This window comes from Pseudomonas sp. D4-21 (assembly GCF_051132125.1).
GTDB lineage: Bacteria > Pseudomonadota > Gammaproteobacteria > Pseudomonadales > Pseudomonadaceae > Aquipseudomonas.
In genome coordinates this window covers 3,793,159-3,817,087 of the sequence record NZ_CP071664.1, presented here as the reverse complement: position 1 = coordinate 3,817,087, position 23,929 = coordinate 3,793,159, and the positions used below count along the sequence as shown (strand labels likewise).

Genomic DNA, 23,929 nt, shown 5'->3' with positions numbered 1-23,929 from the left:
TTCAAACTGTGTCCTACACGCGTCCTAAATGTTTGAAAGACTTTTCTGAAAGTGATCGTGGAATCGAGATTTGTCGCCCTTGCCCCGTGAACGTTGAGTTTCCTCTTCCTAAGGTCGCTGGTTTCCCAGTGTAGAAGGCCTGCCGGCGCGCAAAGATCGGATATGTTGCTGAATCAGACAGCGTGCGAGGCGAGGGGCCTCGCACGCTGACCGGGCTACTGGCGGTAGGACTTTAGGAAATTGCCGATGCGTCCGATGGCCTGGTCCAGGTCATCGACTCGCGGCAGGGTCACGACACGGAAATGATCCGGCCATGGCCAGTTGAACGCCGTGCCCTGGACGACCAGCAGCTTTTCGGAAAGCAGCAGGTCGAGGACGAATTTCTCGTCGTTGTGGATCGGGCAGATTTTCGGGTCGATGCGCGGGAACGCATACAAGGCGCCCATCGGCTTGACGCAGCTGACGCCTGGGATGTTGTTGAGCAGTTCCCAGGTGCGGTTGCGTTGTTCCAACAACCGGCCCTGGGGCAAGACCAGGTCGTTGATGCTCTGGTAGCCGCCCAATGCCGTCTGGATGGCGTGTTGGCTCGGCACGTTGGCGCACAGGCGCATGTTGGCCAGCATGTCGATGCCTTCGATGTAGCTCTGGGCGTGATGCTTGGGCCCGGAGATGGCGATCCAGCCGGAGCGGAAGCCGGCGACGCGATAGGACTTCGACAAGCCGTTGAAGGTCAGGCAGAGGAGATCCGGCGCCAGGGACGCGGTGCAGACGTGCACGGCATCGTCGTACAGGATCTTGTCGTAGATCTCGTCGGAAAACACTACCAGGTTGTGCTGACGGGCCAGTTCCAGCATGCCCAGCAGCACTTCTCTGGAATAGACGGCGCCGGTGGGGTTGTTCGGGTTGATGATCACCAGGGCCTTGGTGTTCGGGGTGATCTTGGCCTTGATGTCCGCCAGGTCAGGGAACCAGTTCGCCTGCTCGTCGCACAGGTAATGCACCGGGTTGCCGCCGGACAGGCTCACGGCAGCGGTCCACAACGGATAGTCCGGCGCCGGCACCAGGACTTCGTCGCCGTTGTTGAGCAAGGCTTGCATGGACATGACGATCAGCTCGGACACGCCGTTGCCCAGGTAGATGTCCTCGATGCCGATGCCTTCGACCTGCTTCTGCTGGTAGTACTGCATCACGGCCTTGCGCGCACTGAACAGACCTTTGGAGTCGCTGTAGCCCTGTGCGGTCGGCAGGTTGCGGATGACGTCCTGGAGGATTTCATCGGGGGCTTCGAAACCAAAGGGCGCCGGGTTGCCGATGTTCAGCTTGAGGATGCGGTGGCCTTCCTCTTCCAGGCGTTTGGCGTGCTTGAGCACCGGGCCGCGAATGTCGTAGCAGACGTTGGCGAGCTTGTTCGATTTGCTGACCTGCATGGCGATGTGTTCCCGAAAATGAACGATCCAGGCGGCGTGTGAACTACCGTACTGGGGATCCTGCGTCTGTGCCCGGGCCGGACGCGGTAGATGCGCCACAATCCATTTGAATGCGCATGACGTGGCTGCCAGACTGGCACCTGACGAGGCGCAATCATACGTGCCGCCCGATCTGCGGAAAAGCGTCGGATCGGGCTTTTTCAATTGCCGAGGTAGGACGATGGAAAAGTTGCAGAAAACCCTTGAAGAGTGGCGTGAAATGCTCGACCCGGAGCAATACAACGTCTGTCGGCTCAAAGGCACCGAGCGACCGTTCTCCGGCAAATACAACGGGACCAAGACCGACGGTGTTTACCACTGCATCTGCTGCAACGAGCCGTTGTTCGATTCGATGACCAAGTTCGATTCCGGCTGTGGCTGGCCGAGTTTCTATGCGCCCATCGAAGGCAGCGCGGTGGTGGAAGTGCGGGATGTCAGCCATGGCATGATCCGCACCGAGGTGGTCTGCGCCAAATGCGACGCGCACCTGGGGCACGTCTTCCCCGACGGCCCGCCGCCCACCGGCCTGCGTTATTGCATCAACTCGGTGTGCCTGGATCTCGTGCCTCGGGAGTAACGTTCTACGCGGTCCTTTGTGGCGAGGGAGCTTGCTCCCGCTGGGTGGCGCAGCCGCCCCAACGCTGTTTGCCAGACGGACCGCGTCAGCTGGGTTTACGACGGCTGCGCCGCCGAGCGGGAGAAAGCGCCCTCGCCACAACACCCATGGCTCATCACAACAGTCACAGCAGCATCATGATCCATGAGGTGTTCCGAGAATTAAATTGCACGCAATTTAATTGGTCGCTATCTTCATTCTCCCAACCTCTTCAGGAGCTGCCCTCATGACCGACAATCTGCTAAGCATCCCGTGCACGACCATCAAGGGCGAGCAAAAGACCCTGGCCGATTTTTCCGGCAAGGCCGTGTTGGTGGTCAATACCGCCAGCCAATGTGGTTTCACACCGCAGTACAAGGGGCTCGAGGCGTTGTGGCAGTCCTACAAGGACCGGGGGCTGGTGGTGCTGGGTTTTCCCTGCAATCAGTTCGGCAAGCAGGAGCCAGGCAACGAGGGGGCGATTTCTGAGTTTTGCGAGCTCAATTTCGGCGTGAGCTTTCCATTGTTCAAGAAGGTCGAGGTCAACGGTGCCAATGCCCATCCGTTGTTCGTGCAGCTCAAGCAGCGGGCACCTGGGGTGCTGGGGTCCAAGGGCATCAAATGGAATTTCACCAAGTTCCTGATCGGCAAGGACGGCCAAGTGGTGAAGCGCTTTGCCCCGACCACCAAGCCCCAAGACCTCACCGCCGAGATCGAAGCCCTGCTCAAATGAATGATCTGTCAGTCGATTCGCTGAAGCTCGACAGCCAGTTGTGCTTCAAGTTGTACGCCGCGTCGCGGGCGGTGATTCGGGGTTACAAGCCGATGTTGGATCAGCTTGGCCTGACCTATCCGCAATACCTGGCGATGCTCGTACTGTGGGAATGGCAGGTGAGCCCGCCGGAGCAACCGACCGTCAAAGCCCTGGGCGAACGCTTGCTGCTTGATTCCGGCACGCTGACGCCGTTGCTCAAGCGCCTGGAACAACTGGAGCTGGTCCAGCGGCAACGATCGGCACGTGATGAACGCGAAGTGCATTTGAGCCTGTCGGAGCGCGGGCGGACCTTGCGTGAGCAGGTCGGCCCGCTCAAGGCTCGCTTGCTGTGTGACAGCGGTATTGATCTGGATCGCGTGGGAGAGCTGCGTGACGGCCTCGATCATTTGTTGGCCCAGATCAAAGCGCTGACGTAGTGGGCACCCATTGGTCCAGCAATGCGGCCAGTTCTTCGCGACGGAACGGCTTGGATAAATAGTCGCTCATGCCGGCGGCCCGACAGCGCTCACGTTCCTCGGGCATGGCGTTGGCGGTCAGCGCGACAATCGGCAGGTCGGGCCAGCGCCCGCTGCGGCGGATCTGCCGGCTGGCTTCGTAGCCGTCCATGACCGGCATGTTGCAGTCCATCAGGACCAGGTCGAATTCCCGCTGTTCGAGCTGATCCAGGCCCTCGGCGCCGTGGGCCGCGACAACCACTTCACAACCCAGTTTGACCAGCATGCCCTTGGCCACCAGCTGGTTGACGGGGTTGTCTTCCACCAACAGGACACGAGCACGCAGGGTGGGCGGCAATGCGTCGATCTGCGCCTCATTGATCGTGGTCGCCTCGCTTTGCAAGGCGCGACGCAGGACCTGATAAAGCGCATGGCGCGCTAGCGGCCGGGCCTGTTGCAGCAATGGGGCGAGGGCGCTCGCTTCTTCGCTGGGCATGAAACTGCCATAGGCGGTAACCAGCAGAATGGTGGCGTCGAAGGTCGGCCGCAGGTTGAACAGGCATTCCGGGCAATCGGTGATCAGGATGTCGGGCTTGAGCCCCAGCAGCCCGTCATCCACGGAACGTTGGACATAATCCAATCCCCAGGCGGGTAGCAACATGCCCAGCAGTTCGGCCAGCCCGCTGTTCGCGGTGGTGATGGCCACGACGTTGCCATGCAAGCGTACGACGGGGACGGCAGGGGTGTGGCAAGGCAACGGCAGGTCGGCACAGAACTGGCTGCCGAAGCCGGCCTCGGAACTGATCGTGAGCCGGCCCTGCATGGCTTCGCAGAGGTTGTAGGTCAATGCCAGCCCCAGCCCGGTGCCGCCGAACTGGCGGGTAATGCCTGCGCCGGCCTGGGTGAACGGCTGGAGGATCCGCGCCTGGGCCTCCTGGGGGATGCCGATGCCCGTGTCGCAGACCTCGATCCGCACGCCGCCCTCATACTGGCTCAAGCGCACATCGACCCGGCCGAAGCGGGTGAACTTCAATGCGTTGGACAGCAGGTTGCTGACGATCTGGCGGACGCGGGTCGGGTCGCCCAGTACCTGCGCGGGAAACTGCGGCTCGATCAGGCACGCCAGTTCGACGCTCGGGGCGGCATTTTGTGAAAGCAGGTTGGCGGTGTCTTCGACCAGGGAACCCAGGTCGAACGGGATGCGTTCGAGCTCCAGCTGGCCGGCATCGAACTTGGACAAGTCGAGGATATCGTTCAGCAACTCGACCAGCACTTTGCCCGAGTCGTGGGCGATCGACAGCTGTTGCTGCTGTTCAGCGGTCAGTGGGCCATCCAGGGACAGGGCGATCATACCGAGCAGGCCATTGAGTGGCGTGCGGATCTCATGGCTCATGTTGGCGAGGAATGCAGAACGGGTGTCGGCCATGTCCAAGGCGGTACGCCGGGCGACCTCCAGTTCTTCGTTGGACTGGCTGAGGCGGGCATTGATGGCCTTGAGTTCGGCGGTGCGCGCCGAAACGATATTTTCCAATTGCGCCAGGTAATCGGTGAGGCGGTTTTCAGCCGTGCGTCGCTGCTGGATCTCGGTGGAGATATTTTCGAACTGCTGGTTGGCGACTGAAACCAGCACGCCGATTTCGTCGTATTGGTGGCCGGAGGGGCATTCCAGTGGGCTCTGTTCGCTGCTACTGGGGTCGCGGCTGCTCAGCTCGCGGATGACCCGCACCAAGGGCTTGGTCAGCATGACGTAGAAAAGCGCCAGCAACAGGCCGGTCAGGATCAGGCTACGAGCGAAACCGTTGAGCAGGGTGATCTCGGCCCGGCGCAGGAAGCGACTGCCGAACGAATAGGTGTCGACATCCAGCCGCAACACTCCCAGGGACTCGCCGGGCAGATGGGTCAGGTAGAGCCGGTCTTCGAACTGGCGCTGGGCGCCAAAGAGAAAGTCGCTGATGAACCGATTGTTGCTCTGCAGCTCGGGACGTTTGACGCTGGCCAGGACCGTATTGTTGTTGTCGATGAGTTCGGCACCGATGATGGCCGGCGAGCGCAACAGGCCCAGGGCCAGTTCCTGAGCGAGTTCGGCGTCGATGTTGTAGGCGATGCGCGAGGCCGGGTTGTGGCTGATTTCCAACAGCGAGAGGATTTCACGGTTGATCGATGCGTCTTCGCTGGCATAATCGATGCCGATCTGTCCCAGGCTTAATAAAGTACCCAGCACGAAACCCACCAGGACGGTCAGTCGGGCCTGTTTGTACGACAACCGTTGGGTGAACCTGATGTCCATGGAATGGTGAACCACTTACGTTTCCCTTCGCCGGTCAAGCATAGCTGATCATCTCTGAATATCGGTGCGGCCGGTATGTAGTGTGTGAAACAGACCCGCCATCGGCTTTGTCGTTTCGTCGCTGTAGCGTCATCATTACCGTGAACCTGTCCGAGGAAAAGACGTGGACGCCCGATTGATTGCTTTTCTTGAACGCGCCGATGCGGTGCTGACCCGTATCGAGCCCTTTTTGCCTGCGCCACGGCCCGCCATCGACTGGAACCAGACCCTGGCCGCCCGTTGGCAGCGCGACGGGCGCGGCGGTTTTCTCCTGCCGCTCCAGGTCAGCCTCGATATGCGCTTGTCGGACCTGATTGGCGTTGATCGCCAGGTCGAACAGTTGGGGCGCAACACCCGGCAGTTCATCGATGGCATGCCTGCCAACCACGCCTTGCTGTGGGGCTCGCGCGGCACGGGCAAGTCTTCGTTGGTACGTGCGTTGCTGGCCGAACATGCTGGCCAGGGCCTGCGCTTGATCGAGATCGAACGCGATCATCTGGCCGATCTGCCTCGGGTGGTCGAGCAAGTGGCGAAATTGCCCCAGCGCTTCGTGGTGTTCTGCGATGACTTGTCGTTCGAGTCCGGCGAAGGTGACTACCGCGTACTCAAGAGCGTGCTCGACGGATCCCTCGAACAGGCCCCGGACAACGTGCTGCTGTATGCCACCTCGAACCGTCGTCATCTGGTGCCGGAAAAGGAAAGCGACAACGAGAACTGGAAGCGGGTCGACGGCGAGCTTCATCCGAGCGAAGCCGTGGAGGACAAGATTGCCTTGTCTGACCGTTTCGGGCTTTGGCTGTCGTTTTATCCGTTCACCCAAGAGCATTTTCTCGACGTGGTGGAGCATTGGATCGGCGAGCTCGCGGCGAAGGCCGGGCTGGCCTGGCAGCGTGACGAGGCGCTGGAAATACAAGCGGTTCGCTGGGCGACCGGACGCGGCAATCGCAACGGACGTTGCGCCTATCAATTTGCCCGTTATTGGGTGGGCCTGAAATTGCTGGAGCAAGATGCATGATCGATTTGAAAAGCACTGGCGAAGGCCTCGAAGGCTATGGCTTGTTATCGGCACAGTTGCAATCGCTGCTGGCGGATGAGCGCGATTTCATCGCCAACGCCGCACAGTTCTCGGCGTTCCTGTTCAGTCAGCTGGACGACCTCAACTGGGCCGGTTTTTACCTCAATCGCAACGATGAGCTGGTGCTGGGGCCGTTCCAGGGGCAGATCGCTTGTGTAAGGATTCCCTTCGGTCGCGGCGTGTGTGGCGCCGCTGCGGCGACCCGCCAGACCCAGCGCGTCGAGGACGTGCATGCGTTCCCCGGGCATATCGCCTGCGACAGCGCCTCGAACAGCGAGTTGGTGGTGCCGCTGGTCAAGGACGGGCGCCTGGTCGGCGTGCTGGACCTGGACAGTCCCAAACTGGCGCGCTTCAGCGAGCATGACCAGGCCGGTATCGAACAGTTGGCGGCGATATTCCTGCGCCTGACCGATTGCTGATCATGCTTTCAATCCAGCCCTGAGCAATAGGTCGCCCGGGTCGACTTCATCGATCTGGAGCGGGTCGAGAAACGCCTCGGCGTAGCGCAGGTAGATTCTTTCTTCGATGAACAGCCCGAACAGCTCGGGATCGATATGGGCGTCACGGCACATGGTGGCCATGATGCCCAGGGCTTCGCTCAGCTTCTTGGCTTTTTTATAGGGGCGATCGGCCGCGGTCAGGGCTTCGAAGATATCGGCAATCGCCATCATTCGAGCCGGCAGGCTCATCTGCTCACGCTTCAATCGCTTGGGGTAGCCGGTGCCGTCCATTTTCTCGTGGTGGCCGCCGGCAATTTCCGCAACATTTTCCAGGTGGCTGGGGAAGGGCAACTGGCTGAGCATCAGGATGGTCTGGACCATGTGGTGGTTGATCACGTAGCGCTCTTCGCGGGTCAGCGTGCCACGCGTGATGCTGAGGTTGTAGAGTTCGCCGCGGTTGTATTTCCAGGTCGGCACATCGAGCTGGAAGCCCCAGGGATTGTCCTCTGGAATCAACTCGGCCTCGTGCCGCTCGAACAGATGCTCGGGTTTGTCCATCAACAACGGTTCATTCACGGGCAATGTCGGCTTGGGCGTGCGCGCCTGGCGGCGGTTTTCTTCCCAGGAAACCCCCAGGCGATCGTCCAGGGTCCGGGTCCATGTGCGGCGGGCGATGGTTTGCAAGCGTTGCAGGTCGGCATCGGCCATGGCTTCGGAGCCCAGGTTGCAGCGTGCGACAAAGGTGAAGTCATCGTCGAGGGCGGCCAGTGTCGCGTCGCGTTGCTCTGCCAGGGATGAGGGTTCGCCTCCGGTTGCCAGCGCCTGCCAGTAGTCGACCCAGGCGTCACGCTTGAGGACTTCGAAGCGGGTACGGATCTCGTGGATACGGTCGTTCAGGGTTTCCAGCTTGGTGGCTTTGTCCACCACGTATTCGGGCGTGGTCACCTTGCCACAGTCGTGTAGCCAGGCCGCGATGTGCAGCGCCTCCCATTCGTCTTCGGTCGGGCGGTAGCTTTCGAACGCCGGCGCCGGGCTGGCGGCGGCGGCCTGGGCGAGCATCAGCGTCAGGGCCGGTACTCGCTGGCAATGGCCGCCGGTGTAGGGGCTCTTTGCATCGATCGCGCCGGCCAGCAATTGGATGAACGAGTCCAGCAATTGTTTTTGCCTGGCTTGCAGGCGCTGGCTTTCGATGCTCACCGTCGCGGTGCCGGACACGGCCTGCAGGAAGGCGATGCGATCCGGCTGGAGCTTTTCCAGGTCCGCTTCGGTGCCGGTGTCGGTGATCAGCAGAACCAGCGCGCCAACGGTTTCCTGGTGACGATTGCACAGGCGGATGCCGATCAGGTGTACCCGTGGCGCGTCCAGCGCAAGCAGGACACTGCGCAAATCGCCCGCCTGTTCGAAACCCAGGGACGATACAAGGGTTTGCGCGACGGCCAGCTCGCGAAGCCATTGGGGATTGTCCGCAGCGTCCAGTGAGTAACCTCGCAGGGCGAAGGTTTGCGGGTCCCGAGGGGAACCGTCGATGACCAGTCCGCAGGGCTTGATGTGCTCGCCATCGTTTTCGCGCAGGTAGATCAGGCCAGCCTGGGCCTGGCCAATTTTCACGGTCTCGAACAACACTCGCTCCAGTAGCGGGGCGAAGCGGGTTTCGGCGCGCAGGCTGGCGGTGATTTCGAAAAAGCTCGCCAGGGTTTCCTTCATGCGGGCCATTGAAACGCCCAGTTGGTCAATCTCCAACACGGGGGAGCGACGGGACACCGGGTAGTGGAAATTGAAACTGCGGATGGCATCGGCTTCTTGCACCAGGGCCCGCAATGGCTTGACCAAAATCCTGGAGGTCAGCCAGCCCAAGGGCAGGCACAGCAGCAAGGTGGCGAGGGTGATCAGCGCGCCTTGCCAGCGCATGCGATAGGCGCCGGCGAGCAACTCGTCTTCCGGAACCAGCAACGCCAGTTCCAGGCCCTTCGGCCCGCCTTCCTGCATGTGGCTGCGAGAAACGATCCACTCGCGTCCCGCCGCCTCCAGGCGCGGCGTATCAGTGTCGTTGTCGAGCGCGGCGGCAATGGCTGGGTGCAAGTCGCGCGCCTTGATCAAGCGTGCCGACTGACTGTCGGTCACCAGCCGGCCGCTGTCGGGATAACCCACGGCGTTGCCTTGCAGATCAGCCAGGACAATCTCGGTACTGGCGGTTACTTTGTGCTTGGCCAGCGTCTGGGAGAGGGCGGCCAGGGTGAGGTCTGCGCCGATGACGGCCTGATCGCCACTGCGGCGGGCGAGGGTCGTGCCGATGTTGCGGCTGGAAAAAAACACGTAGGGTTCGGTGGTGATTTGTTCGGAGGTGTCCATTGCGCTGCGAAACCAGCCGCGGCTGCGCGGATCGAAGGTCCCGCCTGAGTTGTCGCGGCGACCGATGAGCGCCAGGGCCTGATCGTAGAACAATGATTGGGAGAGCACCTGGCCTTCGTCAGCCGTGCGCTCGATGGTCCAGACCTCGTAGCGCGCGGCAGCCGGTGCCTTGATCGCCGTCTTCGAGGCCTCGGAGCCCAAAGGCCGGACCATCAGGAAATTGCCGTCGCGATCGCCCAGGTACAGCGATGCCAGGTTCGGGTTGTCCCGCAGTGCCTGGGTGAAGGGGGCGAGGAGCGTCAGTCGCTGGGCCATCCCCGGTTCGCGCGTCGCCGGGTAGTGGGCCAGCAGGCCCAGCAGATGGCGGATCGGTTCATAAGTGTCGTACAGGTCCAGGCGCACGTCCTGTTCGATTCGATTGAACAGCTGTTCGCTGCCAGACAGGATGATCTGGGTGGTTTGCCGATAGTTGAAGACGCCCAGCACCACACCGGTCAGCAGCAAGAGCAGCGTGAACATCACACTGATATGAACGTGCAGGGGAAACCGGCGTTTTTGCGGACGCGGTGCGCTGGGCATTTCCATCACTCCAAGTGTTGGGGGAGATCGCCCCCGGCTACGCACTGCTGAGCGAACAGCATAGTAAACACCGGTTATTTTGCCTTGGCGATCTCTGTTTCCAGGGCCTGCTCCAGTTCGCTCATCGCCCGGCCCAGGGCATGCGTGCATTCATCGATGCGTTCCGGCGCGAGCCCTTGTTGGCAGGCCTGCTCCAGTGTCTCGCACAGCTGGATCAATGAAGTCGCCTGCACGATACGGGCGACACCCTTTATCTTGTGTGCTGTCTCGGTGATCGCCTGTGGGTTTGCCCCTCGGGCGACGTCGAGTAGCTCCTGGCGGTCTGCGCGATTGCTGCTGAGCAGTTCCGCCAGCAGACGCTGGATGGAGACAGGGTCGCCGCCAGTCAGCATCTGCAGGCTTTGAACGTTGAAAGCGTGGGCGCGGCCGCCGGGTTTGATCGTGCTCATCCACTGATGCAGGGCGCTCAGGCTGATGGGCTTGAAGAGACAGTCGTCCATGCCCGCCTCCTTGCAGCGTTGTTTTTCCTCGGGTTGTGCATTGGCGGTGAACCCGAGGATGGTGCAGGGCGGCCGCCGTTGCTCGGCCTCGTGTCGACGGATTGCTCCGGCGAGCTCGTAGCCGCTCATGACCGGCATGTTGCAGTCGGCGATGACCAGGTCGAAATTCCCCTCCTGCCAGGCCTTGAATCCCTGTTCGCCGTCATGGCTGACATGGTGGTGATGACCCAGGTAGTCCAGTTGTTGCGCCATCAACAGGCGATTGGCCGGATGATCGTCCACGACCAGGACGTTCAGCGCGCAGGCGGCTGTTTCAACGACAGGCGCGACGGGGGCGCGAGCCTTTGCGTCGGGCAGGATGGCCAAGGGCAGGCAAACCCGGACCTGGGTTCCTGCGCCCGGTTGGCTGTTCATGTGCAGTTCACCGCCCATGACCTGGCACAGGTGGCGGCTGATCACCAGGCCCAGCCCAGCGCCCTTGCGGGCCATCCGGTTGCCATTGTCGACCTGGGCAAACGGCTCGAACAGGCGTTGCAGGTCGGCGGGGCTGATGCCGATGCCACTGTCGCGCACGTCCAGTTGCATTCGAAGGGTGTCTTCCCCGATCGTGCGTGACAGCCTCACGCTGACATTCACTTCACCTTGCTCGGTGAACTTCAGGGCGTTGCTGATGAGGTTCGAAATCACCTGCTTGAATCGCAACGGGTCCATCAGCACGTCCGGGTTACCCTCGGTTGGCTCGAATCGCAACGACAACGCCAGGTTTTTCTGCCGGGCCAGTCCTTCGAAAACCCGCATGACCGATTGCACCAGCGCCTTGAGGTCGACCCGTTCGGGTGCAAGGCCCAAGTGGCCGGATTCGATACGGGCAATGTCGAGGATATCGCCGATCAGGTCGAGCATGCCGGAAGCCGACTCGTATGCGACTTCAATCGCCGCGCGGTCCATCTGGCCCTTGTCGGCATGCTTGAGCGCCAATTCGAGCATGCCGATCACGGCATTCATGGGGGTGCGGATCTCATGGCTCATGGTGGCCAGGAACGTGCTCTTGGCCCGGTTGGCGTCGTCGGCCTGTTCCTTGGCGGCTCGCAGATCCTCGACAAGCTGTCGCCGTTCGCTGATATCGATCCAACCGCCGATGATCCCTTGCACCTGGGCCGCGGAGTTACGGTAAGGCAGTATCCAGTGATAGATCGTCAGCTTGCGGTCACCGATGTGCAGGGGCCGATCGATGATCTGTGCGGTGCCCTGGGCCATGACGCGTCGATAATCGGCCTGGTACTCCAGCGCTTCGAAGGCGTTGCTCATGGCCCCGGGCATGATGTCCTTGCCGATCACGTCTTCGCGTCTTGCGTCGAACGTCTCCAGGTAGCTGTCGTTGCAGCTTTGCAGGACCCCGTCCCGGTCTCTTACATAAATGGGATGGGGCGTGCCGTTGAGCAGGGCGTGCATGAACTCGAGCTGGTCATTGAGGGCCAGTTCCGCCCGCTGGCGTTGGCGGATCTGCCGTTGCATATAGGCATTCCAGGCCAGTGAGAGCAGCAGCAAAAGGCCGGCCCCCGCTACGACCTGGAGAAACAGGCGGTTGTAGGTGCGCCATGTGCTTTCCGCGGCCGGGATATAGCCGCGCCAACGGTTATCGATCACGCCCAGTTCATCGGGGTCGATGCTGGTCAGGGCTTTATCGAGGATGGCGCTCAGCTCCGTCGCGTTCCTGGCCGTGGCCAGGGAGAACATGGCGTCGCGGGTGCCGACGGTGCTGCTGATCTGCAGCTTGCCCTGCAGCGTATGGGACGCCAGGAAATAGTTGGCCATGACCAGCGCGTTCACGCTGCCGTCGACTTGCCCCTCGGCGAGCGACTGGGCGGCATGCTGCGAATCGATGGTTTCGATAATTCGCAGGTCTGGATACTGGCTGCGTAGCCATTCGATGATGGGGTTGCCTTTGGTAACGGCCAGGCTCCGCGCGCCGAACTGGTCCAGCGTCGCCGGTGTGTCGGATTGCTTGCGCGTAAGCAATACAAACGAGCTGTCCATGTAGGGACGGCTGAATTTCAGCGATTTCTGTCGTTCGCTGCCAGGCAGCAACGCGGCGATCACGTCGGCTTTGCCGCCGAGGACCGCGGCGATCATTTCGTCATCGTCCTGATAACGCTGGATATCCAGGCGCAAGCCGCTGCGCAGGCGGATCAATTCCAGCAGGTCGGCGCTGATGCCGTGGAAATCCCCGTCTGGGTCGAAAAAAGTAAAGGGCGCGAATCTTTCGTTCACCGCCACCCGGACCACCGGGTGCCTAGCCAGCCAGTCCTGTTCGCGGTCGGTCAGCTGGATTTTATGCTCGGCGAGGTACAGGTCGCTGCCTGCCCTCCAGCGCTTGGAGATTGCCGCTTGTTCGGCAATGGGAATCTGGTTGAGCGTGGTATTGACGATGTCCAACAGGCGGGTGTCGTCCTCCCGGAGCGCGAAGCCGAACCCGTGTGCCTCGTGTTTGGCAAAGCTGGCCATGCGGATGTTGTTCAAGTACCCCTTGCTGATCATGTAGTGGGTGGAGATGGCGTCGCCAAGAAAGACATCGGCCTGGCCGAAGGCAACGGCATTGATCGCGTTCTGGTAGGAGGGATACGTGTTGATGCGGGCCGTGGGGTATAGCTGTTTGACGTCCTCCAACGGCAGGTAGTGATAGACCATGCTGAGCCGCAGCCCTTTGAGGTCTTCGTTCAGCGGGCGGCTTTCATTCGTCCGGGTGACCAGCACCGGTTGATCGACAGCGTAGTGTGCCGAAAGAGCGACGCCTGAATTCTGCGCTTCGAACCCGTTGGCAGTGCCGAGCAGGTCGATTTCTCCGGCCTTGAGCGCGGCGATGGCGGCTTCCCGCGAATCGAACCGCAGTACGTTCATTGGCAGGCCGGTCGCCTTGGCGATGACTCCGGCATAATCGGCGGTCATGCCTTCGTAGTCGCGGCCACTGCTGGAAAGGTCGAAAGGCGGATAATCCGGGGCGGAGGTTCCCAGGATCAGTTCGCGACGTTCCTTGAGCCAGGCGCGCTGGGTATCGTCGAGCCTGATCTCGATATGATCCGCGGCCGCGCGACTCAGCAGCGAGTAGGCCTGAGGCACATTCGTTGTCGCCAGGAGGAGCCCTGCATTGAGTCCTGCGGCTAACAACAAAAAGTAGCGGCTTATGCATTTGAGCATTCTGTTGTTTCTCACACCAGTGCGTTGCGTTTTGCCATTTCGATAAGGTCGACGAGGGACTTCACCTTGAGTTTTTGCATGAGTCGTTTTTTATAAGTGCTGACAGTTTTATTGCTAAGGAACATGCCTTTGGCTATTTCCTTGTTGGTCCGACCTTGGGCAAAAAGTTGCAATACCATCAACTCCCGGTCGTTGACACTTTTGAACAGGTCCAACTCGAAACTGCGTGGATCATCTGGACGAATAGGGTTAAGTGCCTGGCTGGGGAAATAGTTGTAGCCGGATAATACGGCTTTGATCGCGCTGACCAGTTCACTGAGATCTTCCTGTTTACAGACATAGCCGGAAGCCCCGGATTGCATGCAGCGAATGCCAAACAGCGTTGGCGATTGCGCCGTCAGGACCAGCGTCTTGAGGGGCGTGGTCATGGCGTTGAAGCGCGAGAGAATTTCCAGCCCGTCAAGTTTCGGAATGCTGATGTCGAGGATGACCAGGTCCGGCATGCATTCACGCACCATTTGCATCGCGTCGACGCCATTGTCAGTTTCTCCGACGACTTTATAGCCTTCATGCTCCAGCAGCATTCGGACAGCGAGGCGGATGACCGGATGATCGTCGACAATGAAAACGGAGTTCATGAATAAAGTCCCCTAGAGCTCTTATAAAGCGCGCACCTTAGCCCAGTTAAGGCTAACTCGTGCGGGGAGACCGGCATGCACGATCAATTTCAGAAGTTTCCTACAAAAAAAGAAGCGGGATACCACGACGTATTTAGGGGGGGCAGGTAGGCAAGTGGAGCGAGGAGGGCATGTTTTACATTTTATTGAATATAAAACCGCGCTTTTAATAGTTGGGGAAAAGAAACTGTGCCGTTATTTCCCAGCGGCAGAAAATGACGAGCTGACAACCGGAAGGCTCCAGGCGCAGGCTGCAAAGCGAGCGCCAGGTCGCGTTTCCCTACCGATCGCCGGCTGCAATCGCCTGCTATTGGCGCGTGCGGCCGGTCATCTCCTGTGCCATGTCGCTTGCATAGCTGTCAGTCATGCCGGCGATGAAGTCGATCATCCGCAGGAAGGCGCTGTGAAGTGAACCTTGAGGATCGGGCGCGTTATTGCCCAGCAAGTCGAGAATCCGGCGATTCTTGAACGACGGCGTACGGCCACCGTGTTGTTCGAGGGCTGCGCCGCAGAAACCGTTGAGCAGGATCTCCAGCGTGGTGTAGGCGCCGATTTCGTTCAGGGTCTTTCGTTTGTCCTGGAAAATTTTCTTGCGGGCCATGTCCTTGGCGTTTAATACGCAACGCTTGGCAGGGCCGTGCATGTGTTCCACCAAATCGCCTTGCAGCGTGCCAGCGAGCAACGCCTCCTGCTGCTCGACGAATGCCCGTGCCGCCGCGTTGGTCAGGTGCTCGATGGCCTTGCCTCGCAGGATCGCCAGCTTTCGCCGTCGCGAATCCAGCGGCCCGAGTTGACGGTACGTCTCTGGCAGATCATCACCCACCAGGTCCAGGAGCAGCGATTCCACCTGCGGATACTCCAGCAGGTCCATTTCGACGCCGTCCTCCAGGTCGATGAGCGCATAGCAGATGTCATCCGCGGCTTCCATCAGGTAGACCAGCGGATGCCTTGCCCAGCGCTCATCCTCGATTTGCGGGAGGCCGAGTTTATGGGCGATTTGCTCCAGCAACGGCAGTTCGCTCTGGTAGCAGCCAAACTTGTGCTTCTTGTAGCCCAGGGAATCGGCGTGGCGAGCCGTCCAGGGATACTTCAGGTACGTGCCGAGGGTCGCATAGGTCAGGCGGGTGCCGCCGTCGAACTGGTGGTATTCGAGCTGCGTAAGGACGCGGAAGCCCTGGGCATTGCCTTCGAAGTTGAGAAAATCGTTGCGCTCGGCCTCGCTCATTGCGTCAAGCCAGCCCCGTCCCGCCGCCTGTTGGAACCAGTAGCGGATGGCGTCCTCGCCCGAATGGCCGAACGGTGGATTGCCGATGTCATGGGCCAGGCAGGCCGACTGCACCACCATGCCCAGATCACTGGGCTCACACCAGTCGGGCAGGGCGCCGCGGATGGTTTCCCCTACGCGCATACCCAGGGAGCGGCCGACGCAACTGACTTCCAGCGAATGGGTCAGGCGCGTGTGGATATGGTCGTTGCTGGAAACCGGATGCACCTGCGTCTTGCGCCCGAGGCGGCGGAAGGCACCGGAAAAGATAATGCGATCGTGGTCTTTGTGGAATGGACTGCGGCCCAGCTCTTCCGGGCTGTGCAGCGGTTTTCCCAGGCGTTCGCGCGTCAGCAGGGTGTGCCAATCCAAGGCCGGTTGCTCCGTTTGATGAGTCGAAGTCCTAGCTTCCCGGTTCGAGCGCCGTCCTGCAAGGCCTCAGGACCCCGATCAGTTGTGCCCGGGTGTTGCTGCGTCGACGGTCGAACAGGGCTCTTCGATGGAAGAGCCCGTCGATTCGCCTCAAGGCTTGCGCGCACTCTTGGCCAGTTTGATCAGGGGAAGCACGGCGGTCGCCAGCCGGATCAGGCGTGACAAACCACCGGAGCGGCCACTGCGGGTTCGCTTGCCACCGAGAAAGCCGAGCAGGCTCACCGCGGCGACGCCCCAAAGCGATGCGTGCTTGAGGCCGAACCCTTCGTGCCAGCTCTGGGTGAATCCGCGTACCCGTTGCAACGGGTGCAGCAATTGTCGCGTTTCCTGACGAATTTCCTGGCGATGCATCTCCATGCGCAGGCGCACCAGTGCCTTGCGCATTTCCTGCCGCGTACGGGCTTGAGGAGCATTTGGGCGACTCATGGCAACAGGCGCTCCCGGTCGTTGGCGAGTTCTTCGAGAGTGGCGTGGAAAGGCGAGGACTCATCAAAAATCGCTGCCTTGAGCCGAAGCCCGCAGAACAGCGCCGCCAGCAGGTAGAACAGGCACAGGCCGATGATGCCCGCTAACCGATAGGTATCCCACACCAGGATCAATACCAGAGCCGACAGCCCCACCAGTAACAGCAGGCCGAAAACCAATGCCAGCCCCGCGAATAACAACAGGCTGACGGTGCGAGCCTTTTGTTCCTGCAGTTCGATACCGAACAACTCGACGTGGCTGTGCAGCAATCCAAGGAATGCCGCGCCCAGGCGACGCGCTGTTGGTTTAGTGCCCGTTTCGGGCGATCCGGATTCGTCGATGCCCATGATCAGCGCCGTGTCGCCAACAATCCGATCAAAAAGCCTACGCCCGCCGCGATGCCGACCGATTGCCAGGGATTGGCCTGTACGTATTCTTCGGTAGCGATCATGGCTGCCTGGCCGCGCTCACGCACTGAATCTTCGGTCAACTTAAGGGTTTCGCGGGCGCGCAGCAGTGTTTCGTGGATCTGGCCACGCAGTTCGTCCGCCTGGTCGCCTGCCAGCGTGGCGGTGTGATCCAGCAATCGTTCGGTGTCTTTGACCAGCGTCTGAAAATCTTCCATCAATGTTTCTTGAGCAGTCTTTGCCTGGGTTCTGGCCATGAGGGTGGATCTCCGTAAGTGACGTCTGAAGCGTTCGAGTATGAGCCCAACCGGAAGGTTCAGTGAAACTGACTGGTACAACTTTTGCTCCGCCCTTTGCCATGTGCTGGTGCGCCGAGGTGTGCCCGTGCGCTGAAGCTGGGCGAAAGCCCGAAAACCTTAACCCAAATAATCAAAACCGGCGAAGCACCTCCAAGCGGGGCGTCATGTTGTCGCGTTTCATGCACCAAAGCGGTTCGGCTGCCCACCTATGGTCGGTCGTTCGGTCTCAACTTGGTGCATGACCGGCTGGGATGAACCATCACGGTGCTTTTTCAACTTCTTCAGGTCTGCCAATACCATGGAAAATCTGCAAAGTGCTGTGGACGGTCTGGTCCATAGCTCCAACACGCTGTTCATCCTGCTCGGCGCGGTCATGGTCCTGGCCATGCATGCCGGGTTCGCGTTTCTGGAAGTAGGAACGGTCCGGCAGAAGAATCAGGTGAACGCGCTGTCGAAAATCCTCAGCGATTTCGCGGTATCGACGCTGGCCTATTTCTTCATTGGTTATTGGATTTCCTACGGCGTGACTTTCCTGCAACCGGCGGCAGTTCTCAGTGCCGACCACGGCTACAGTTTGGTGAAGTTTTTCTTCTTGTTGACGTTCGCCGCCGCGATCCCGGCGATTATCTCTGGCGGGATAGCCGAGCGTGCCCGGTTCGTCCCGCAGTTATGCGCCACGGTGCTGATCGTGGCGTTCGTCTATCCGTTTTTCGAAGGTCTGGTCTGGAATGGCAATTTCGGTTTCCAGGCTTGGCTGCAAGCGCACTTTGGTGCCAGCTTCCATGACTTTGCCGGCTCCGTGGTGGTGCACGCCATGGGCGGCTGGCTGGCACTGGCCGCGGTGCTCCTGCTCGGACCGCGAAACGGGCGTTACCGGGACGGTCGTCTGGTGGCCTTCGCGCCTTCGAGCATTCCGTTCCTGGCGCTGGGGTCGTGGATTCTCATCGTCGGCTGGTTCGGCTTCAACGTGATGAGCGCCCAGACCTTGCCCGGCGTGAGTGGGTTGGTGGCGGTCAACTCGTTGATGGCGATGGTCGGCGGGACCGTGACGGCACTGGTCGTTGGGCGCAACGACCCCGGTTTCCTGCACAACGGCCCGCTGGCCGGATTGGTGGCGGTCTGCGCCGGCTCCGACCTGATGCATCCGATGGGTGCCCTGGTGACCGGCGCAATTGCTGGCGGTCTGTTCGTCTGGTGTTTTACCGCGGCCCAGGGCAAGTGGAAAATCGACGATGTGCTGGGCGTCTGGCCCCTGCATGGGCTGTGCGGCGTCTGGGGCGGTATCGCCTGCGGGATTTTCGGCCAGGACGCCTTGGGTGGCTTGGGCGGGGTAAGCCTCGCCAGCCAGTTCGTCGGCACCGCCCTCGGCGTGTTGATCGCCCTGGTCGGTGGTTTCGCGGTCTACGGTGTGATCAAGGCGGTGCTGGGCTTGCGGCTGACTCAGGAAGAAGAGTACTACGGGGCCGACTTGTCCATTCACAAGATCGGAGCGGTCAGTCAGGACTGAGCCTGTGCTAGGGCTCCTTGTCCTGATTGCCGGGATAGAAGCCATGGAGCAAGCCATAGCGCTCGTGACGGACTTGATCCACATGGTGCCGCACCCGCTGTTCGGGCAGCCCGAGCATGATCAGCGCATGGGAGGCCAGCATCAGGCTCGATTCCAGCAGTTCTGGAACCACCTCGGTGGCTCCGGCTGCCTGCAACTCGGCCAGTTGGCTGTCGTCCCGGGTGCGCACGAGGATGGGCACTTGCGGGTTGACCCGCCGGGCCTCCCTCAGCACGGTCATCGCAATGTCCGTCTTGTCGACTGCAATGACCAGCAGCCTTGCGCGACCCAGCCCTACGGCGGCCAGCAGGTCGGCTCTGCGTGAGTCTCCGTAATGCACGCATCGTTCGCCGACGGACGCTTCACGAATGATGACCGGGTCATCATCCAGGGCCACGAACGCCAAGCCCTCCCGGCGCAGAAAGCGCCCGATCGATTGTCCTACCCGGCCATACCCGCAGATGATTACGTGACTCGACAAGTCGGCATTGAGAGCGCTGATCTGGTCCAGTTGCGCCTCTTCGTTGGGTTTTCGGTGCAGCCGCGCGGCCAGGCCGGGTGCGGCGCGCAGCAACAGCGGCGTCAACAGCATCGAGCAGAAGGTGGCGGCCAATAGCAGGCCGCCGATATCCCCTGGCATGAGTCGGTTCTGTTGCATCAGCGCCATCAGCGCGAAACAGAATTCACCGCCCTGGGCCAGGGCGAGGCCGCTGCGCCAGGCGGTTTCGCCGTCGCTGCCGCGCCACTTCACCAGGGCGGCCACGACGCTGCCCTTGATGAGCATCAGAGCGAGGGTGAGCCCGAGGATCAACAGGCCATCGTCGACAAACAATTGCAGGTCGATCAGCATGCCAATGCTGACGAAGAACAGCCCCAGCAAGATGTCGCGGAACGGTCGGATATCGGCCTCGATCTGGTGCCGGTAGTGGCTCTCTCCGAGCAGCATGCCGGCCAGGAACGCTCCCAGGGCGGGGGAGAGACCCAGCAGGTGCGTAAGCCATGCCGTCAACAACACGATCACCAGGGCCAGCAGCACGAACAGTTCGGCGGACCGGGAGGCTGCCACCTCATGGAACAGCCGTGGCAGCAATAGTCGGCTGGCCAACAACAGGCCGCCAAACAGCACCAGGGTCTTGCCCAGAGTCAACGGCAACGCCCAATACCACGGGTGTTCGCTGCTGCCGGCAAATACCGGCACCAGGGTCAGGAGCAACACGGCGACGACGTCCTGGAACAGCAACACGCCTATGGCGTTCTGGCCGTGGCTGGTGAAGATTTCCCCCAGGCTGGTCAGTTCCTTGCTGACAATGGCGGTAGACGACAAGGCCAGCCCGGCACCAAGCAACACGGCCGCCGTCATCGGCACACCACTGCTTGCCAGCAGCACGCCCAATAGCAACCCAGAAGCCAGGACCTGAAGGCTGCCAAGTCCAAACACCACCCGACGCAGCTCGAGCATTTTCGATAACGAGAATTCCAGCCCCAAGGAAAACAACAGGAAAACCACCCCAAGCTCAGCCAGGTCCGGCAGCTCTTCGCTGTCGTTGACCCAGTCCAGCGCAGTGGGCCCGACGGCCAGGCCCACGCACAGGTAACCGAGTACCGGCGGCAGGCGCAGTCGCCTGAACAGGGCGATGACCACCAGGGACGAGGCAAGGATGATCAGCAGGTTGGCGTACAAGAGACACTCCGTTTCAGGGCTTGCTGGATCCAGCGTAGAACAACAAAAAACTTGAGCATCACTGGAAAGTCATTTCAGCACAGTGATTTGCATCAGCGTTTTACCGACATAATCTGCGGCATTTTAGCCGGCTCGACGGTTGCGTGAGGTGGGCCTAGAATGGCGAACTGTCTTTTTTGGGTCTACCTGCCATGCTTCCTGAATGCCAGCTGTTCGGCACCCTGGGTTGCCATCTGTGTGAAGTCGCCGAGAGCGTGCTGATGCCTTTCGTCGAATATGGATTATTGGTGGAGTTGGTGGATATCGCCGAAAGCGAGGCCTTATCCGAAGCCTACGGGCTGCGCATTCCAGTGCTGCGCAGGGTTGATACAGGCGCCGAACTGGACTGGCCCTTCGACGATCCAGACCGGGTTGCTGCATTTTTACGTTGAACCTTCCATCGGCTGGGTCCCTACGTCGCGATTGGCGAAAAGACGTTCTTCGGTTACTGTATGCCCATACAGTTATCTGGAGTAGGTCCCTTGGTCAATGTCGAACAACTGAAAAACAGCGTGAACCGGATGTCCGTGGACGTTGTGCGCGAGGCGGTCCTGGAATTGCGTCTGGACGGGCTGGTGACCGAAGGCAAGACGCCCTTCAATAAACTTCACTTCAACACATGTTTTGCCGAGATCGAGGCGCTGTTCCAGCGTGCCGGCTACCACAAGCAGCTGGATGTGGTGGGTTATCAGGGGCTGTTGTATGCGCTGTACGATCCGGGGCGCTGGGAGGCGGTCGAGGTGCTGCGCTGGCTGAAGGAGTTCACCGAGGCCGCGACGAGGCCGGCGCCAATCCTTGCATGAGGCAATCATTGCTGGGCTGGCTCGTGTGACTGTCGGATAATGCCCAGTCCGCAACAGGCTGAAGAATTTTTTAATGTCCGGTCCATCGTTTTCCGCAGCTCAGCATCAGGCCAGCACGCTTTACCTGCCGCCCGGCCCCTGGCAGACGGTATTGGATTGCCTGTGCGATCACTTCAGCGCGATCAGCCGCGAGCAGTGGCTCGATCGCATCGCTCGAGGCCGGGTGCTGGACGCCGAGGGCAAGGCAATCCGCGCCGACCTGCCATACCGGGAAGGCTTGCGCGTCCATTACTTTCGGGAAGTACCGGACGAAAAGCCGATCCCGGTGATGGAGTCGATTCTGTATGTCGATGAACATCTGGTCGTGGCGGACAAACCACATTTCCTGCCGGTCACCCCAGCGGGCGAGTACGTTGAGCAGACCTTGTTGCGACGGCTGATTCATCGCCTGGACAATCCCCAACTGGTGCCTTTGCACCGCATCGATCGGCACACCGCCGGGCTGGTGTTGTTTTCAGCCAATCCGGACACCCGCTCGCGTTATCAAGCCTTGTTTCCAACGCGACGGATTGAAAAATTCTACCAAGCCATCGCTCCCGCATTGCCCGGATTGACGTTTCCCCGCATACACAAAAGCCGGATGGTCGATGGCGAACCCTTTTTTCGCATGCAGGAGGGGGCGGGCGAGCCCAACACCGAAACGGCCATGGAAGTGCTTGAAAAAAACGGGGACCTATGGCGCTACGGCCTGTATCCGGTCACCGGGAAAAAACACCAGCTACGGGTCCATATGAACGCCTTGGGCGCGCCTATCTGTAACGATCCGTTCTATCCGGACGTGGTGCGAGACGCCGTGGATGACTTTGCCAATCCGCTCAAGCTGCTGGCTCGAGGTGTGCGTTTCATCGATCCGCTTACGGGGCAGGAACGGGACTTTGAAAGTCGGATTTCGTTGGGGTGGTAGCGAGCCGACGGTTCGAGCAGGCAACAAAAAAGCCCGCAATAACCATTGCGGGCTTTTCTTTATCTGGCTTTGACGCTGAGGATCACAGGTCTTTAACGGTACGAACCTGATCCTTGTTCACGCGAGTCTGCTTGCCGTCCAATTGTTCGAATTCGTAGAAGCCGCTGTCTTCATCATAATGTGGCGTGTCGACGGCCTGGATTTCGCGACCGTCATTCAAGGTAATCACTGTTGGCGATGCGCACCCGGCGAGAGTGGCGAGGCCCAGCGCGAGCATGAAAGTAGCGAGGGTCCGTTGAGTCATGGTGTTTCTCCGAAAGGATTTCTTCAAGTTACTGACCTTCAGACGTATACATCGCGAGCAAGTTCCTGGCTAGTGTCAATCTGACACGCCTTTGTGCTGGGCTAGGAGTTCCGGCGTATTGAGATTGGCCAGCCGGGGATCGTCGGCCGGGCATTGCAATGGGACCGCGTGCAACGTGCGCATGATCCGGCCGGGGCTGCGTTCGCCTTCTTTCCATGCCTGTTCGAAGTCATTGGCCAAGGCTCGCGGGATGACGCACAACAGCGGCTCCCAATGTTCGCCATGACGAACCATCAATGGCTTGTCCGGGTGTCGGCTTGCCGTTTCCCGCATGCCTTCGAGCAGGCTGGTGTCGATTCGCGGCACGTCGCATGGCAACACCAACAGATACGGATGGCGTGCCGCCCTCAGGCCCGCCCGTATGCCTGCCAGCGGGCCGGGGAAATCACCCTCGTCATCATGCACCAACTGATCGGCGTACGCGGCGTAACGCTCCCGGTTGCGGTTGCAGGAAATGATCAAGTCATCGCTCATGGCCCGGGTCTGCCGATGCAGATGAGCAATCAATGGGCTGCCTTGCCACTCCAGCAGCCCTTTATCCTGTCCACCCATCCGTTGCCCGCGTCCGCCCGCCAGGAGCAGGATGGAGCAGGGCGGCAGAGGATTGTTCAAGGTCATGAGGTGTCTCCACACGGGCGAAAAAATCGGGCGCTGTGATATAACACCAGGCTGTTTCCCCTACAACTGGACGAGCCTATGAAACCCAAGGCTGATGTACCTTTCGTACCGCTCAATATCGCGGTGCTGACTGTCAGCGATACCCGTACCCTGGAAACCGACACGTCGGGCCAGGTCTTCGTCGACCGGCTCTCGGAAGCCGGGCACAATCTTGCGGCCCGGGTGCTGCTCAAAGATGATCTGTACAAGATCCGCGCGCAAGTCGCCGCCTGGATTGCCGACGAGGTGGTGCAGGTGGTGCTGATCACCGGGGGGACCGGCTTTACCGGCCGTGACAGTACTCCAGAAGCCGTTGTGTGTCTGTTGGACAAGCAGGTCGACGGTTTCGGTGAGTTGTTCCGGCAGATATCCGTGGCGGACATTGGCACCTCCACCGTTCAATCCCGGGCACTGGCCGGGCTGGCCAACGGGACGCTGGTGTGCTGCTTGCCGGGCTCCACCAATGCGGTGCGCACCGGATGGGACGGCATACTGGCCGAGCAACTGGATGCGCGGCACCGGCCGTGTAACTTCGTAGCCCATTTGAAACAGGCGGCCCCTTGTGAATCCCGTGGGTAAACCGGGCAAGACCGGTGC

General features: G+C 60.5%; 22 protein-coding genes. 10 read left to right on the top strand and 12 right to left on the bottom strand.

The window, feature by feature from the left end; translation table 11 throughout:
* Positions 1-215 precede the first annotated feature (215 nt).
* Positions 216-1,427: a pyridoxal phosphate-dependent aminotransferase gene (locus J3Q04_RS16945; protein WP_420764791.1), complete on the bottom strand. Its 1,212-nt coding sequence runs from the start codon at positions 1,425-1,427 to the stop codon at positions 216-218.
* A gap of 220 nt (positions 1,428-1,647) precedes the next feature.
* On the opposite strand from J3Q04_RS16945, the gene msrB reads away from it, so the two are divergent.
* From msrB to J3Q04_RS16930, 3 genes are all read left to right on the top strand, one after another.
* Positions 1,648-2,043, top strand: a complete 396-nt coding sequence (gene msrB / locus J3Q04_RS16940; RefSeq protein ID WP_420764790.1) for a peptide-methionine (R)-S-oxide reductase MsrB — start codon at positions 1,648-1,650, stop codon at positions 2,041-2,043.
* A gap of 265 nt (positions 2,044-2,308) precedes the next feature.
* Complete coding sequence (locus tag J3Q04_RS16935; RefSeq protein WP_420764789.1) at positions 2,309-2,794, top strand: glutathione peroxidase; 486 nt, start codon at positions 2,309-2,311, stop codon at positions 2,792-2,794.
* A complete protein-coding gene (locus tag J3Q04_RS16930; RefSeq protein WP_434563144.1) occupies positions 2,791-3,252 on the top strand; it encodes a MarR family winged helix-turn-helix transcriptional regulator in 462 nt (153 codons plus the stop codon). The genes J3Q04_RS16935 and J3Q04_RS16930 overlap by 4 nt, the downstream gene beginning before the upstream one ends.
* On the opposite strand, the gene J3Q04_RS16925 is transcribed toward J3Q04_RS16930, so the two are convergent.
* Complete coding sequence (locus J3Q04_RS16925; protein WP_434563146.1) at positions 3,236-5,557, bottom strand: response regulator; 2,322 nt, start codon at positions 5,555-5,557, stop codon at positions 3,236-3,238. The two genes, J3Q04_RS16930 and J3Q04_RS16925, sit on opposite strands and share 17 nt — an antisense overlap.
* 163 nt (positions 5,558-5,720) lie before the next feature.
* Between J3Q04_RS16925 and J3Q04_RS16920 the strand changes: the two genes are divergently transcribed.
* The gene (locus tag J3Q04_RS16920) at positions 5,721-6,611 is read left to right on the top strand and encodes an ATP-binding protein (RefSeq protein WP_434563148.1); all 891 of its coding nucleotides are present in this window, start codon (positions 5,721-5,723) and stop codon (positions 6,609-6,611) included.
* Positions 6,608-7,090 carry a GAF domain-containing protein gene (locus tag J3Q04_RS16915; protein WP_434563150.1) on the top strand — a complete coding sequence of 161 codons (483 nt, stop codon included), beginning with the start codon at positions 6,608-6,610 and terminating at the stop codon, positions 7,088-7,090. Before J3Q04_RS16920 ends, J3Q04_RS16915 begins: the two co-directional genes overlap by 4 nt.
* Here the strand turns inward: J3Q04_RS16915 and J3Q04_RS16910 are convergent, their stop codons facing one another.
* The 7 genes from J3Q04_RS16910 to J3Q04_RS16880 all read right to left on the bottom strand — a co-directional run bounded on the left by J3Q04_RS16910 (position 7,091) and on the right by J3Q04_RS16880 (position 17,236).
* Complete coding sequence (locus J3Q04_RS16910) at positions 7,091-10,039, bottom strand: HD domain-containing phosphohydrolase (protein ID WP_434610434.1); 2,949 nt, start codon at positions 10,037-10,039, stop codon at positions 7,091-7,093.
* 74 nt (positions 10,040-10,113) lie between these two features.
* A complete protein-coding gene (locus J3Q04_RS16905) occupies positions 10,114-13,734 on the bottom strand; it encodes a transporter substrate-binding domain-containing protein (RefSeq protein ID WP_434610436.1) in 3,621 nt (1,206 codons plus the stop codon).
* 11 nt (positions 13,735-13,745) lie between these two features.
* Positions 13,746-14,372 carry a response regulator gene (locus tag J3Q04_RS16900; RefSeq protein ID WP_434610438.1) on the bottom strand — a complete coding sequence of 209 codons (627 nt, stop codon included), beginning with the start codon at positions 14,370-14,372 and terminating at the stop codon, positions 13,746-13,748.
* A gap of 346 nt (positions 14,373-14,718) precedes the next feature.
* The gene (locus tag J3Q04_RS16895; protein ID WP_434563156.1) at positions 14,719-16,047 is read right to left on the bottom strand and encodes a deoxyguanosinetriphosphate triphosphohydrolase; all 1,329 of its coding nucleotides are present in this window, start codon (positions 16,045-16,047) and stop codon (positions 14,719-14,721) included.
* A 150-nt stretch (positions 16,048-16,197) separates the two neighbouring features.
* Positions 16,198-16,533 (bottom strand): hypothetical protein, encoded by a 336-nt coding sequence (locus J3Q04_RS16890; RefSeq protein ID WP_420764780.1) that lies wholly within the window; start codon positions 16,531-16,533, stop codon positions 16,198-16,200.
* Positions 16,530-16,919 (bottom strand): phage holin family protein, encoded by a 390-nt coding sequence (locus J3Q04_RS16885; protein ID WP_434563160.1) that lies wholly within the window; start codon positions 16,917-16,919, stop codon positions 16,530-16,532. Before J3Q04_RS16885 ends, J3Q04_RS16890 begins: the two co-directional genes overlap by 4 nt.
* 2 nt (positions 16,920-16,921) lie before the next feature.
* Positions 16,922-17,236, bottom strand: a complete 315-nt coding sequence (locus tag J3Q04_RS16880; RefSeq protein WP_434610441.1) for a DUF883 family protein — start codon at positions 17,234-17,236, stop codon at positions 16,922-16,924.
* Between the two features lie 340 nt (positions 17,237-17,576).
* Here J3Q04_RS16880 and J3Q04_RS16875 point away from each other — a divergent pair, with 340 nt between their 5' ends.
* On the top strand, positions 17,577-18,785 hold the full coding sequence (locus tag J3Q04_RS16875; protein WP_434563162.1) for an ammonium transporter: 1,209 nt from the start codon (positions 17,577-17,579) through the stop codon (positions 18,783-18,785).
* A 7-nt stretch (positions 18,786-18,792) separates the two neighbouring features.
* Here the strand turns inward: J3Q04_RS16875 and J3Q04_RS16870 are convergent, their stop codons facing one another.
* Entirely contained in the window at positions 18,793-20,505 is a 1,713-nt protein-coding gene (locus J3Q04_RS16870; RefSeq protein WP_434563164.1) for a cation:proton antiporter, read from the bottom strand.
* 191 nt (positions 20,506-20,696) lie between these two features.
* Between J3Q04_RS16870 and J3Q04_RS16865 the strand changes: the two genes are divergently transcribed.
* From J3Q04_RS16865 to J3Q04_RS16855, 3 genes are all read left to right on the top strand, one after another.
* Positions 20,697-20,936, top strand: coding sequence for a glutaredoxin family protein (locus tag J3Q04_RS16865; protein ID WP_420764775.1), 240 nt, complete (start codon positions 20,697-20,699; stop codon positions 20,934-20,936).
* 90 nt (positions 20,937-21,026) lie between these two features.
* Entirely contained in the window at positions 21,027-21,347 is a 321-nt protein-coding gene (locus J3Q04_RS16860; protein ID WP_420764774.1) for a transcriptional regulator, read from the top strand.
* A gap of 73 nt (positions 21,348-21,420) precedes the next feature.
* Complete coding sequence (locus J3Q04_RS16855; protein ID WP_434610445.1) at positions 21,421-22,311, top strand: pseudouridine synthase; 891 nt, start codon at positions 21,421-21,423, stop codon at positions 22,309-22,311.
* Positions 22,312-22,393: 82 nt separating this feature from the next.
* On the opposite strand, the gene J3Q04_RS16850 is transcribed toward J3Q04_RS16855, so the two are convergent.
* A complete protein-coding gene (locus J3Q04_RS16850) occupies positions 22,394-22,615 on the bottom strand; it encodes a YgdI/YgdR family lipoprotein (RefSeq protein WP_039588986.1) in 222 nt (73 codons plus the stop codon).
* Between the two features lie 75 nt (positions 22,616-22,690).
* Positions 22,691-23,293, bottom strand: coding sequence for a molybdenum cofactor guanylyltransferase MobA (gene mobA, locus J3Q04_RS16845; protein ID WP_420764772.1), 603 nt, complete (start codon positions 23,291-23,293; stop codon positions 22,691-22,693).
* A gap of 78 nt (positions 23,294-23,371) precedes the next feature.
* Here mobA and moaB point away from each other — a divergent pair, with 78 nt between their 5' ends.
* On the top strand, positions 23,372-23,911 hold the full coding sequence (gene moaB, locus J3Q04_RS16840) for a molybdenum cofactor biosynthesis protein B (protein WP_434610448.1): 540 nt from the start codon (positions 23,372-23,374) through the stop codon (positions 23,909-23,911).
* The last annotated feature ends 18 nt before the right edge of the window (positions 23,912-23,929 follow it).